9 protein-coding genes and 2 pseudogenes are annotated in these 13,154 nt (G+C 57.2%); 8 read left to right on the top strand and 3 right to left on the bottom strand.

Features of this window, described 5'->3' with window-relative positions:
• The first annotated feature begins 2 nt into the window (after positions 1-2).
• The 7 genes and pseudogenes from OZX57_RS07870 to OZX57_RS07840 all read left to right on the top strand — a co-directional run bounded on the left by OZX57_RS07870 (position 3) and on the right by OZX57_RS07840 (position 7,247).
• Entirely contained in the window at positions 3-2,066 is a 2,064-nt protein-coding gene (locus OZX57_RS07870) for a glycosyltransferase (RefSeq protein ID WP_277162088.1), read from the top strand.
• A 278-nt stretch (positions 2,067-2,344) separates the two neighbouring features.
• Positions 2,345-3,478 (top strand): mevalonate kinase, encoded by a 1,134-nt coding sequence (mvk, locus tag OZX57_RS07865; protein WP_277162087.1) that lies wholly within the window; start codon positions 2,345-2,347, stop codon positions 3,476-3,478.
• A gap of 235 nt (positions 3,479-3,713) precedes the next feature.
• Positions 3,714-4,568, top strand: a complete 855-nt coding sequence (gene mvaD / locus OZX57_RS07860; RefSeq protein ID WP_277162086.1) for a diphosphomevalonate decarboxylase — start codon at positions 3,714-3,716, stop codon at positions 4,566-4,568.
• Entirely contained in the window at positions 4,553-4,816 is a 264-nt protein-coding gene (locus OZX57_RS07855) for a hypothetical protein (RefSeq protein WP_277162085.1), read from the top strand. Before mvaD ends, OZX57_RS07855 begins: the two co-directional genes overlap by 16 nt.
• Positions 4,817-4,877: 61 nt before the next feature.
• Complete coding sequence (locus OZX57_RS07850) at positions 4,878-5,432, top strand: GtrA family protein (protein ID WP_277162084.1); 555 nt, start codon at positions 4,878-4,880, stop codon at positions 5,430-5,432.
• Positions 5,433-5,546: 114 nt separating this feature from the next.
• Positions 5,547-6,216, top strand: a pseudogene (locus OZX57_RS07845) (histidine phosphatase family protein).
• Positions 6,217-6,299: 83 nt separating this feature from the next.
• Positions 6,300-7,247 (top strand): hypothetical protein, encoded by a 948-nt coding sequence (locus OZX57_RS07840; protein WP_277162083.1) that lies wholly within the window; start codon positions 6,300-6,302, stop codon positions 7,245-7,247.
• A 197-nt stretch (positions 7,248-7,444) separates the two neighbouring features.
• Here the strand turns inward: OZX57_RS07840 and OZX57_RS07835 are convergent, their stop codons facing one another.
• From OZX57_RS07835 to OZX57_RS07825, 3 genes and pseudogenes are all read right to left on the bottom strand, one after another.
• Positions 7,445-8,962, bottom strand: a complete 1,518-nt coding sequence (locus OZX57_RS07835) for a DUF805 domain-containing protein (RefSeq protein ID WP_277162082.1) — start codon at positions 8,960-8,962, stop codon at positions 7,445-7,447.
• Between the two features lie 207 nt (positions 8,963-9,169).
• A pseudogene (locus OZX57_RS07830) lies at positions 9,170-9,987 on the bottom strand (ABC transporter permease).
• A 3-nt stretch (positions 9,988-9,990) separates the two neighbouring features.
• Entirely contained in the window at positions 9,991-11,082 is a 1,092-nt protein-coding gene (locus OZX57_RS07825) for an ABC transporter substrate-binding protein (RefSeq protein ID WP_277162081.1), read from the bottom strand.
• Between the two features lie 363 nt (positions 11,083-11,445).
• On the opposite strand from OZX57_RS07825, the gene OZX57_RS07820 reads away from it, so the two are divergent.
• A complete protein-coding gene (locus OZX57_RS07820) occupies positions 11,446-12,924 on the top strand; it encodes an FAD-dependent oxidoreductase (RefSeq protein WP_277162080.1) in 1,479 nt (492 codons plus the stop codon).
• The last annotated feature ends 230 nt before the right edge of the window (positions 12,925-13,154 follow it).

The following is a 13,154-nucleotide window of genomic DNA, read 5'->3' as shown; positions in this document are numbered from 1 at the left end:
CTATGGCTCAATCGAATAATGCGCAAACGCAGTGGGAAACCGTCAACCGTGTCGTCTTTCCCGTCGACGATCAGGAAGCCGTCATGCCGCTTTATGCGGTGCGATGGACGAGGCCTCATGTTTCCGCGTCCGTGTTCGACAGTGTTTCACAGTTGCAACGCGCCGATGTGGGTGCGTTGAACCCGACTGGCTTTGAGAAGACGTTGCGCGAGGCGACCGCTGACGCCGGGACTGCCTGCGACGAGCTTTCAGATTTCATGGTGTTTTCGCGCCGTTCGGTCTGTCTTGCACTGGATTCCCATATTTCTTTCTGCACGTATTTCAACGCTTTTCCGGCGTCGTATTGGCAGCGTTGGACGAACGTCCGCTCCGTCCGTCTGGTGATGCAGGTGCGTGGCGACGGTGAGATCAGCGTGTTCAAATCGACGGCTCGCGGTCTGTTTTCGACGGTCAAAACGATTCGGGTTCAAGGCAACGATGGCGAGAGCGCTGGCGATGGCTGGAAGCAGATAGCCGTGGAGATTCCGCTTTCCGGCTTGCTGGACGGCGGATATTTCTGGTTCGATGCTTACTGCCATTTGAACGCGAGCGACGGCAAGCTTGACGCTGAGAGTTTGATGATCCGTAACGCGGGCTGGCAGGTGCCGGCAGCTGATTTTTCCAGTGCAACGAGTCAGCGTCCATCCTGTTCCATTGCCATCACCACGTTCAACCGCACTCCATATTGCTTGCGACAGCTGAAGGCCATCGCGGGTGAAGCCGAGCTGCGCAAAAGGCTTGATACCGTTTATTGCGTCGATCAGGGCAGCGATAAGGTCTGCGAGCAGAACGGCTTTGACGAGGTTTCCGAAGATCTGGGTGACCAGCTCACTTACATCCAGCAGGCCAACATCGGCGGTTCCGGCGGATTCTCGCGCGGCATGCTCGAGTCGATCGATGCGGGCAGAAGCGCCTACACGATCCTGCTGGACGACGACGCCATCATGGAGCCTGAGTCGCTGTTGCGTTCGATTCAGTTCGAGGACTATGCCAAGCACCCCGTGTTGGTGGGCGGTGGCATGTTCCATCTTGACGACCGGACGATGCTACATGTGCAGGGGGAGCGCTTCGATCGCGGCAGTCTGAAGCCGTGCCCGCCCGCCGGAGCCAGCTACAACCATGATTTCGCCGTCTCGCCGCTTCGCGATTCGCCGGAACTGCACGCCCGTTTCGACTGCGATTACAGCGGATGGTGGATGTGCCTCATTCCCAACTCGGTCATCCGTGAGATTGGCCTGTCGCTGCCGCTGTTCATCAAATACGACGACGTGGAATATGGCCTGCGCGCTCGCGAGCACGGCTATCCGACGGTCGGTCTTCCGGGTGTTGCGGTCTGGCACCAGGGCTGGCATGATAAGGACATTTCGCGCACGTGGGAGGAATACTATGCCCAGCGCAATCGCTGGATCTGCGCGTTGCTGCACTTCCCGAGCGCCGGGAAGCGCTATGTGTTCCGCATGATGTACGAGGATGCCCATCTCGGTGTCAAACTGATGTATTCGGGCATGAAGCTGCACCACATGGCTTTGCGCGACGTGATGCGCGGGCCGGGTTATCTCGTCGACACGCTTTCGACCAAGCTGCCCGAAGTTCGAGCGGCTCGCGAAGGATTCAGCGATAGCGAAGTTTCACAAGACATCGAGTCGTTCCCGACTCCTGCTGCGTCATTCGAAAACCGTCGTCCTGTGCTTTCAGGCGGCGAGCTCGCGAAGACGGCCGCGAAGGAAGTCGTGAAAGCGGTGCTTTCCCGCCAGGACGGGACTGGCGACGCTGCGCCACAGGTTGCAATGGAATCCAAGGATGCGGTCTGGCCGTCGTTCGACGGGGTCAGTTCGGCTTTGGTCACTACTTCTGATGGCAACGGCGCAGCATGGCTGAAACGCGATAGCAAGCTGTATCGCAAGAATCTGCGTGAATGCTACCGAATCGCCACATCGTTGGTGCGTCACTGGGATTCGCTCGCGCAGTCCTACCGTTCCGCCGATCTGTCGAGTCCCGATTCCTGGCGTGTGATTTTTTCTTCGTAATTCCGCTGTCGTCTTCCCATTATCTTCACGCTCGTTTGCGCACAGTTCACAAATCGATTTCTAGACTCGGGAATCGATAGACAATTGATGCCGATATTCGTAACGGTAAACAGCTGCGGCACGTGAAGAGTGGAATTGTCTCGCTCGCTGTTCGGCTTATCGGTTACTGAGTTTGCTTTGAGCTTCGGCAGGCGGTTTCGCTGCGAAAAGTTTGAAACTGTTGATTGACGTTGACGAACGTGCGCGCATGAAATGCGTATGAAAGGTAAAGGCTCTAGATGGTGCACATGGGGTATGGCGAGACCTGGGCGAAGGTCATTCTCATGGGCGAACATTCTGTGGTCTACGGCTATCCTGCGGTTGCCGCGCCCTTGCTGTCGCTTAAGATGCGGGCTTGGGTCACGCCTGTTGAACAGGAACATGTCGAAGTCGTCTCCGGCCAGGCGCGGCACAGCGTTATCAGTGATTTCCGTCATTCCGACGATGACTTGTCATTGTCTTCCAAGCTGGAACCTTCTCGGTCTTTCTCTTCTCAATCTCATGTCGGCACGCTTAAGGCCTTGAACTATGAGGGGTCGCTTTCCGATGCCGGAAGCCGTTTCGGCGGCTTGGAACGTGCGGTGAAAGTCGCCACCGAGTTTGCCAGCCACCCTGCTCTCACCTTCGATGTGGTCACGGATAGCTCGTTCCCTGCAGGACGAGGCATGGGTTCATCGGCCGCCAGCGCGGGCGCGGTGATTCGCGCGATTCTCGATGCTTGCGATGTCAAGGCCAGCGAGCAGGAGATTCTGCGGCTGACCAACGAGGCCGAGGTCATCACGCACGGCAATCCGTCCGGGCTTGATGCGGCGACGACCTGCTCGCGCGATTTGGTCGCGTTCGAATCCGGCGATATTGAGAAAATGAGCGTTGATATGCCGGCTTACCTGGTTATCGCCGATTCCGGCATCGCGGGCAGCACACGCGAGGCCGTGGGCAACGTCCATAAACAGGATGAGCAGGATCATGCGCGCGTCAAGTCCATCATGGACGAGCTCGGCGAACTGGCTCGCGCTTCCGAAACCGATCTTGAGCTGGGTGCGGTGCGCATGCTGGGCAAAAGCATGAACCGTGCGCATGAATTGCTCGATGAGCTCAACGTCAGCCATCCTCTGGTCAACCATTTGGTCGAAGCGGCTCGTGCGGCAGGTGCAAGCGGCGCGAAAATGACCGGCGGCGGCTTGGGCGGCTGCCTAATCGCGTTGGCGGCCGATGCCGAAACTGCCAAGAATGTCAAGCGGACTCTGCTCCACGAGGGTGCGCGCGAAGTCTGGATTCATTCGCTGTCTGCGCAGGATTCTGACCAGGAGCTTTATCGTGAAGATGAAGCCGGCAACCGTTATGACGACAGGTCGTTTGTCGCTGCGCAGTAACGATTGGAAACCGGTATGGCAAGCGTTTAAAGGCATGCGATGCTAGGCTTGCCGCAAACGGCATAGTGAACCTGTATGATGTCGGCTCGAGTGGTGATTGGCTACTGCGAGATTCAGTGAATACGGGCGCAAATGATTGGCAATTCTGCGGGTTTGGTGGATAGTCCTGCATTTGTATAGACGGGTCCGCCCAAGCGGCATACACTCGTTGGTTGTGAAGGTCAGTGTATCGGATATGGCAGGTGCGCAAGAGTCGCAACGATCGGAAGAAGGCGTTGCGAGGCCGAAGCATACGGTAGATGAAGCTCGCCACGCAGCAAGTTCAACTGATGCGGCTAAAGGCAACGGTCATAGTGCTACCGCCGTCGCCAACGCCAATATTGCACTGATCAAATATTGGGGTAAGGCCGACGAGCACTTGATTATCCCGCGCGCTTCGAGTCTCTCGCTCACTCTTGATGGACTTTCGACTCGCACCACAGTCGAATTTGCAAAGCCGGATACGTCGCCGGCCGACGATTCTTTGACCATTGACGGCAAACCGCAGCAAGGTTCGGCGCTGACCCGCGTCTCAAGGTTCCTTGATATCGTGCGCGACAAGGCGGGCATCGCCCTTCCCGCACGCGTGACTTCAGCCAATACCGTACCGTTCGGAGCTGGTTTGGCCAGTTCGGCGTCGGCGTTTGCGGCGCTCGCGGCCGCGGCCTCCAAGGCGGCTGGGCTGGACCTGAGCCCGCGTGATTTGTCCCGTTTGGCACGACGCGGTTCCGGGTCGGCTTGCCGTTCGGTTTTCGGTGGATTGGTGAAATGGAATGCCGGGCATGACGATGAGAGCTCATACGCGGAACCGGTGGATGCCGACAATATGGATTTGGCCATCATCGTGGTGCTGATTTCCGGCGAAAAGAAGCCGATTTCCAGCCGTGAGGCCATGCGTCGCACCATTGCCACCTCGCCCTTATATGACGCTTGGATCGACTCCTGTGGGCAGGATTTGGACGATGCGCTCGCGGCAATTCGTGAAGGCGATGTGCAGCGCCTGGGCGAAATCACCGAGGCCAATGCACACTTGGCATGCATGCGGCGATGATGGCTTCGCGCCCAGCCGTGCTTTACTGGCTGCCACAGACCGTCTCCGCATTGAACGCCGTTGCCTCCATTCGTGAAACGGGCTTGGGCGCATGGTCGACGATGGATGCCGGTCCGAACGTCAAGGTGCTTACCGACGGCCGCGATGCACAACGCGTCGCCGACGAGCTGCGCAACCGCTTGCCGGATTGTGAGATTGCTGTGCATCGTCCGGGCAGTGGCGTGCAATTCGATAATTCTATGCGATGAATCAGTGCTCATTTGCAGTCTTGCATGAATTTGGCAGGCTCGGGTAGTTAAATGGTCTCTTGTGAAAAAACTTATTGAACAACTCGTGAAATTCGGACTGGTCGGTGTCGTCGCTTTCGTCATCGACGAAGGCATCATGAACATCCTGATTTTCATGCATGTCAACAACGTGGTGGCGAGCACCATTTCGTTCCTGATTTCGCTGGTGTTCAATTACTGGGCAAGCATGAAGTACGTCTTCAAGCACCGCGACGACATGGCACGCTGGATGGAAGGCCTGATCTTCCTGGCTTCCGCGGTGGTCGGCCTGTTTATCAACGAGTGGATCATCTGGATGAGCACGCTCGGTATGGCCGCCAACGCTGCCATGACGCAGCATGGCATGTACATCCTGCGCACCAACATCGGCAAGATCGTCGCCACTGTGGTCGTCGCCGTCTGGAACTTCATCATCCGCAAGTGGTTGCTCGACGACCGTTCCGGGCAGAAAGCTAGTGCCGAGAAACAATCCGAATCCGGTAATCCTGAATCCAAGATGTCCGCTCCCAAGCGCAAGACCTTCGCTCAAAAGCTTGGTGAATGGTCAATCACTCATACCCCTAAGGGCTGGCAGTAAAGCTTTCAGCTATCATATGAGTCTTCGGTGCTCTATTGCTTGTTATGTGACATTGTGATAGGCGGTGTCCAACAATGCCGCAGTCAGATCTACCAGTCGTCGGAAAGGCCATTCATGTCGTCAACCGCTTTGCAGACTACGTTGCATTTCGTCCGCCATGGCAAGGTTGAGAATCCGAATCATCTGCTGTACGAGCGTCTTCCTGACTTCCACCTTTCGGCATTGGGCTTGCGAATGGCCCAGGCCAGCGGGCGTTACATCGCCGCCGATACGACCATGAACCAGGCGGTTGCTCTCTATTCCTCGCCGTTGGACCGCACGTGCGAGACCGCGCAGGCGATTCTCGCTGAACTCAACCCGGTGCGCATTGCGCGCGGCGACGACGAGTTGACGATGGAAACCGATTCGCGGCTCATCGAAGCGGGCAACGAGTTCCGTGGCACGCGTATCGGCTATGGTCAGGGCGCGTTGTGGCGTCCAAAAACCTCAAGCTGGTACGCAACCTCTGGAAGCCGAGCTGGGGGAGAGCTATCAGCACATTGCTGCTCGCGTGAGTGATTTCGCGCAGGAAGCCGTGCGCAACCACCCCGGAGCGCAGGTCATCATCGTCAGCCACGAATCACCGATCTTCAGTTACCGTCACATGTTGGAAACCGGTCATCCCGAGCATAATATGCTTCTGCGCCACACCGCACTTGCCTCGATCACCTCGATTACTTACGACAGCGCCACCGGCAAGATGTTGCACATCACGTACGTCGATCCTGCCAAAGACGTCCAGTAGGCTCATCGGCGGTGTCGTAGCCGTGTAGGGATTACGATAGAGTGAGGAAACCGGCAGTTGGCAGCAAAGGCAAAGGAGCGACTATGGCGGTGGATATTGAAGGCGGCATCATCAAAGACGGTGACTTGGCGCGTCTGGCTTTGATGCCTGAGGTGCGGGATGCGGCGCAGGCTGGCGTCGATCTCATTGGGCTTTGGCCGTTGGATACCGCTCAAAAGCTGAGCAATGATGCGAAATACGCCGAGGACTTGCAGGTTCTCGTTTGCCGGGCTGTCGCAGAGGTCATCACTGGTGAAGAAATCCCCATGGCCGATGCCGAATTCGTCTATGAAGGTGCGGTCAGCATTCCCGGCCGTCCACAGTCGACGGTTGACGCGCTGATTGACGTCAACGATGCGTACGAGCAGATGGAAGACTATTCCCGTAACGGCGACACTACGCTCGTGATGGCGGGTGCCGGTGATCTCAACGTCGGCTGGGATGACAAAACGGTGAAGGCCGTAGCTGCCGCGCTTGAAGAAATCGAAAATGCAGCGGGTACCAGTGCGGTATTCGGTGATGACGATTCCACGCCGCTTGGGACGGACGTCGAAAGTGTGGCCCAGCGCCTCGCGGTGGTATTGGCCGCGATTGGCGGGCTGTTCGGTTTGGTTGAAAACGACGATGTTCCGGCTGGTTCCGATGCCGCGGCCCGCAACGCGACTCCTATCATGCTGTATATCAACGAGCTGTGCGAGCGCATGTCGATTCCGCGCATGAACCTGACGAGTCAGCAGTTCAAGGATCTGGTGAACAACTATCGTGAAGCGGCCGGTTCCGGCAACGCTGAGCGTGGCCTGGATGCGGTTGCTGAGTTTGTTGCGCCGCTGGCCAAGACTGAGTGGGAGAAGCACCATAACGACGTCGTCTACGATCCGGTGGCGGTGGCCAAGGCCGAAAAGGAAAAAGAAGAGAAGATGAAGAAGGCCAAGCTCGCCGAAAAGTTCAAAGACATTCCGGAAGATAAAAACAAGCCACCGGTGGAACTGTAAACCTGGAAGTGTCGTGAGGTGCAATGAGCTGGTGATGGCGGAACGATTCGCTGGTAGCGTTGTAAACCTCGTGACCAGACAGTGTCATTGCTGCATACGTTAAAGTAATAAGAATCCGCCCCGCCCGAAACATTATTCGGACGAGGCGGATTTCGTATATCATCGCCGACATTGTTGGTGCCGGTTAGCTGGATGATTTATTGCTGCGCCTGGTTTTCGCCATTTCCCGGGAACTGCGAAAAGCCGTTATCAGCATTGTTGTTGCCATTGTTGACGTTGTTGGCATCCGTGTAAGGCTGCTCGCCGGAGTAATTCTGGTTCTGCCCGTATGTTTCCGCAGATGTCGTGTATGGGTTGTTGACAGGATTTTGCTGCGTAGCTGGCGTCTGATATGGATTGCCTTGCTCCTGGTTGGTGGGCGGCATGTACTGTCCCGGCTGCGCATACTGTCCGTTGAAGGAATTCTGCTGACCCATCGTCGGCGCGTAGGAGCCATTCATGCCGGCCTGCATCGGTGGAACTTCATCGAACCGTGCACCCTCCGGCTTGGGGCCAGCAACCATGAGGACGATTGCCACGATGAACGCTGCGATATAGCAGATGAGCAGAAGAATAGCTGTGATGACGATACCTGCGCCCGCTCCGGCTCCGATACCGCTGGTATATCTGCCGGTTGAACTGACTGCGGCACCGATGCTGATTCCTCCGGCGATTGCGGCGATGATGAAGATAATCGTGCTTCCGAAAACTAGGCCGACGGGAAGCATCAACCACCAACCCGATCGGTTGGAATCGTGCAGACGGCGAATGCCAATGGCTATGGACGGAATGAGAATGGCCAGTCCCCAGATGGTGTCGAAAAGATTGTTGTTACCGCGGAATAGACCGGAGTCGACAATGTTGAGTACCAGATTGACTAAGAAGATGAATAGGTAGGTCCACCAGAACTCGCTACGGCTTGCGCGGCCCGAGAACTTGACGTACTTGAGGAAGAAGCGCTTGACGGCCTCCACCGGCGGGCAGCCGTAGAACGGCAGGCCCAGCGGAACTGTCGGTGAAGCGGCGAAGTTATTCGGATTCTGGTTGCCGTACGGTGGCTGGTTAGGCGCTACTGGCGGGAATATGGGAGCGTCGCCGCTGGGCTGTGCCGAGCCTTGGTACTGAGGCTGGTATTGAGCGTTTTGATACGAATCGCCCTGATACGGCTCGTTCTGATAGGGATTGCCTTGCGGCGGAACATTGCCGTCCGTCTGTTGTGCGGTGTTGTACTGCGGTATTGATGCGCTTTGCTGGATTGGGCTATTTTGCGGGGCTGAATCGGCCTGAGGCGCATTGTATTGCGGAACCGTTTCGGCTTGTGAGGTTGAGCCAAATTGCTGAGTTGAGCCGGGCTGCGAGGCGAATCCATAATTTTGCGAGTCTGCAGCATAGATATCGCCGGAGTACGGTGTGGCATTCGTCGCGGGATTTTCGTTCTGCGTCGCTGGAGTGGGCATGGATGGCAGGTCGGGCATCACCAGATTGAATTCCGGAGCGCTTTGCTGCTCCGATGTTGACGACTCCGAAGAAGGTGTTTGTGTCGTTTCGGCTTGATACTGCTGTTCCGGTGAAGTTCCTGTGGAATCGCCGAAAGTGTTCAAAGGATTTTCGCCCGTGTTCGAATCCTGCGTTGGATTGGTGTAATCCCCGTTGGTTTCTGGATTGGTGTCGTCCATCAATGTCCTTTCGTGAAACAGATATTCTCTCTCCGTGTGCGTTGACAACCGCGATATTTATGTCACTCAGCCATATTGCGAATATGCCGTCTTACATACACTTTCAAGCTTAGCCGATAGTGTCGTAACTAATCAACTTCAGATATCTTGGCGTCAAACAACTTCGGATTAATAGACATCAGCGGACGAAGTAGGCCAGCGACGATTCTAGAATTCGCTGTCATCCAGTGATAGGGCACCATCCTGATCGGCAGGTCCGAGCAACAGGCGTTCGGCAAGCGAGACCAGACCGAGCAGAATGCCGGTCAGTGCCACCACGACGAGAGCCGCCGAGAAGATCAGAGCGGTTTGGAAGGAGTTGAACGCGCCCTGCAGCCACACGCCGAGGCCGTTGGTGGCACCGAGATATTCTGCGGTGACGGCCGTGCCGAAAACGTAGGCGGCGCTGATGCGAATGCCAGAGAAAATCTGGCGGGCGGCGACGCGAAGTTTCACGTGGAACAGTGTCCACAGTTTTGTCGCTCCGCAGGTCAGCGCCACATCCTGATAGAAGCGGGGACGGCGTTCAGTCCGCGCGAGGTATCGACGGCGATGGAGAACAGGCCGAAGATGGCCACAAGCGTGATCTTGCCGGCCGGATTGAAGCCGAACCAGATCATGAACAGTGGCGCGATGGTGATGATGGGGATGGTCTGAGCTGCCACCAGCAGCGGGTAGATGGCTCGATTGGCGGTTTTCGAGGCGTAGAGGCCGATGCCGATGGCGATGCCGAGAATGACTGAGATCGCGAAACCAGCCAGAGCCTCACCTGTGGTTACGGCTGTAGCCGCCATAAGATCGGGCCAGGTCGCAATCATTGACGAGACGATGGCGGCGGGGGAGGCAAGCGTGGTTTCGGAAACCCAGTGGGCGCTCGCCGCGATCTGCCAGACGGCGAGCACAGCGCCGATGGCGACGGCCGGCGGCAGTACTTTGCGCCACCAGCTGTCATGGTGTTGTTGAGTTGCTGAATGTTGTTGTGACATGCCTTATTCCACGTATTTGTTAGTTGAAAGCTCGGCGGCCTGGGGCGCGCGGACGAGCTTCTTCTTGTGCGAATCGGTGTAAGTGCCAGCGTTGTACTGGAAGTCAAGGTATTTCTGACCGTCTTCGGTGTTGACGGTGGCGGCGAGCTTCTGGTCAGGTTTGCCGTTGGCCGCGTCATCGGCCATGCCGTTGCCGCTCCAATAGCCCTCTTTGACGACCTTCTCCATTGAGGCGCGGGCGAGCTTCGGGTCGAGGTGTGAGGTCTTGGTCTGGTTGACGAGGATGTTGGCTGCCTTGTCTGGATTGGCCAGTGCGTAGTTGTAACCGCGACGTGCGGCCTTGAGGAATTTCTTGAGGTTGGCGACGTTCTGCGGGTTCTTCAGCCACGAGTTCTTCACCGCGAAACCGAGCTGATCGGGATTGCCGGGCACGCCCCACTTGTCGGCGGCGAAGCAGTTGAGCGCCGGGCCGTTGAGCTGCGATTCGACCTCTTCCCAGTTGGCGTAGAAGCCGGCGAAATCGCCTTTGCCGCTCGTCAGTGTACGGAAAGTATTGGTGCCTGCCGTCGCGGTTTTGAAGTCACCGTTGCTGCCGGCGTAACGAATCATCTGGCGCACCGAAGCGCTCTGTTCCGCCGATCCGAAGGTGACGAAGGTCTTGCCGGCAAAATCCTTGGGCGTCTTGATGTCGGTACGGCTTTTCAGGCTGCACCAGCGGGCGATGGGTTTCTGCGTCAGGTCGAAGACGAGTTTCAGGTCAGCCCCGTGCGCATCGGCGTTGGCGAGGTCGGTCAGCTTGGAAAAGCCGATGTTGGCCACGCCGTTCTCCACGCTGGTTTCGGCTCCGGCTTGGGCGGTCGGCAGGATCTTCACGTTGACGCCGGCATCCTTGAAATAGCCGAGCTGCTGGGCGACATAGAGGCCGACGTGATTGGTGTTCGGCGTCCAATCCAGCATGAAGGTCAGTGTCGGTTTGCCGTTGGCATCGGCTGCGTTGCTGTTGCTTGACGATGTGTTGCCGCAGGCTGCCAGCGAAAGGCCCAGCGCTGCTGCGCCGATGATTGCAGTAACCTTTTTAATTGATTTGATGTTCACGGTGAATCACCTTGTCTTGTCTGCGGCTTGAGACGACGCATGCGGAAAGGTGAGGAGTCCGCGCGACGAATCAAGCCGGTGCATCGAGCTTGGGAAATCGACTATGTTTGCCGGCATTGCGGATATGACTGGATTCATCCCAGCAAATATCGCCGCAAAGCCTGTGTTTCCAAGCTGTCTGCGTTGCTAAATCGTCTTGGCGCAGCTGCTGCCACCAACCACGCGAACGATTCTTCAGTATAGGCATCAGGGGCCACAAATATGTCTTTTACCAAGCAATGGCACGGGGTTTGCCGTTGAAATGTAAGCAATCTCTTGCCATTCGGTCTTTCGTGGTATGACCGGTTGCGTTAATCTAGAACCATGAGCGAAAACAATAGCAACACATTACGCATCGCCGTCGTCGGGGCCGGCCCTGCTGGAGTTTATTCATCCGACATTTTCCTGCGCGAACTGAAGAAGAAGGGTGAATCGCTTGGTCTGCCGGCCAACGCGCGCATTGACCTGTTCGAAAAGCTGCCGGTGCCATTTGGTCTCGTTCGTTACGGTGTCGCGCCCGATCACCCGGCCATCAAGTTCATCGCCGATGCGTTGGAGAAGACGCTCGACAACCCAGATATTCATTTGTATTGCGACGTGGAATTTGGCCGTGACCTGACACTTGACGATCTGATGCCATGCTACGATGCGGTGCTCTTTGCCACCGGTGCGGTGGCCGACCGCCCGCTGACCATTCCTGGATCCGACCTTGATGGCGTGCATGGTGCCGCACGGTTCGTGGAGTGGTACGACGGCTATCCGACCGGCGCTCGCACCTGGCCGCTTGACGCCGAAAAGGTGGCCGTCATCGGTGGCGGCAACGTGGCAATGGATGTTGCACGTGAGCTGGTGCGTAACGCCGACGATCTCAAGTCCCGCACTGATATTCCCGACAATGTCTATGAAGGCATCAAGGCCAACAAGGCGCGCGAACTCCATCTCTTCATTCGCCGTGGCGTGGCCCAGGCCAAGTTCAGCGTGCAGGAGCTGCGCGAGCTCGAGAAGCTGCCGGGCGTGCAGATCATCATCAACGAGGACGATTTCGACCTTGATGACGACACCGTCGAGCAGGCCGGTAAAGACAAGCTGACCCGTCAGATGGTCGAGGAGCTCTATGCTATCCGCGACATGGCCGAGGATATGGACGACGATGGCGGTGTTGATTTCGAGGGCAATCCTGCACCCAAGAAGTATTATATTCATTTCAATTCCGCGCCTACCGAGGTTTTGGGCGAGGACGGCAAGGTCATCGGCCTACATGTCGAACGTACGGAAACCAGCGCCGACGGCGTGATGCGTCACACCGGCGAGTTCACCGATTATCCGGTCGAGGCCGTCTATCACGCCATCGGCTATAAGCCGGCGAGCGTGCCGGGCGTGGCCTACGACGAACAACGTGACGTCCTGGCCAATGAAGAAGGCCGCATTCTCGCCGAACCGGCGCTTACTGCCGAAACCGGCGAGAGCACCGTCCGTCCGCGCCTCTACGCGACAGGCTGGGCCAAGCGTGGACCGGTGGGCCTGATTGGTTCCACCAAGTCCGATGCGCTGATGATTGTCGGCAACATGCTTGAGGACCTCGCCAAGGCTGAGGACGTTGACGGTGCAGGCAAGGGCTGCATCGCCGCCGACCGTGACCCCGAATCCATCGACCGTCTGCTGGCATCGCGCGGCGTCAAGCCTATCGATTTCGCCGGCTGGAAGAAGGTTGATGCTTACGAGCGTGCCGAGGGTGCGAAGGAAGGCCGCGAACACAAAAAGGTGATCGATCCCGAGCAGATGCGTTCGCTCGCGCTTGGCTGAGTGGCGCTTTGAGATGTTGAGCAGGTTGGTGGCGCTCGGCGGATTGCTCTGACCGATTAGTTGACGTAACGCCGAGTTTCCATTCGGGTGCTTTCTGTTGTTGCGACAGAAAGCACCCTTTTCTTGATTTTGCCGCGAGCTCGATGCGGGAAGACGGGCGTAGGCCTGCTGTGGCCAAGATGCCTGTGTAGTCACAGCTGACGTTCAGCAAAAGTACAGGCTGATTCGCT

It is taken from the genome of Bifidobacterium sp. ESL0682 (assembly GCF_029392815.1).
Lineage (GTDB): Bacteria > Actinomycetota > Actinomycetes > Actinomycetales > Bifidobacteriaceae > Bifidobacterium.
This window is presented reverse-complemented; position numbering and strand designations above follow the sequence as displayed.

Coding starts and splice junctions, on each gene's coding strand:
- mvaD (WP_277162086.1), top strand. CDS start 3,714: ATGGCAGGTGCGCAAGAGTCGCAACGATCGGAAGAAGGCGTTGCGAGG.
- OZX57_RS07855 (WP_277162085.1), top strand. CDS start 4,553: ATGCATGCGGCGATGATGGCTTCGCGCCCAGCCGTGCTTTACTGGCTG.
- OZX57_RS07820 (WP_277162080.1), top strand. CDS start 11,446: ATGAGCGAAAACAATAGCAACACATTACGCATCGCCGTCGTCGGGGCC.
- mvk (WP_277162087.1), top strand. CDS start 2,345: ATGGTGCACATGGGGTATGGCGAGACCTGGGCGAAGGTCATTCTCATG.
- OZX57_RS07835 (WP_277162082.1), bottom strand. CDS start 8,962: ATGGACGACACCAATCCAGAAACCAACGGGGATTACACCAATCCAACG.
- OZX57_RS07870 (WP_277162088.1), top strand. CDS start 3: ATGGCTCAATCGAATAATGCGCAAACGCAGTGGGAAACCGTCAACCGT.
- OZX57_RS07840 (WP_277162083.1), top strand. CDS start 6,300: ATGGCGGTGGATATTGAAGGCGGCATCATCAAAGACGGTGACTTGGCG.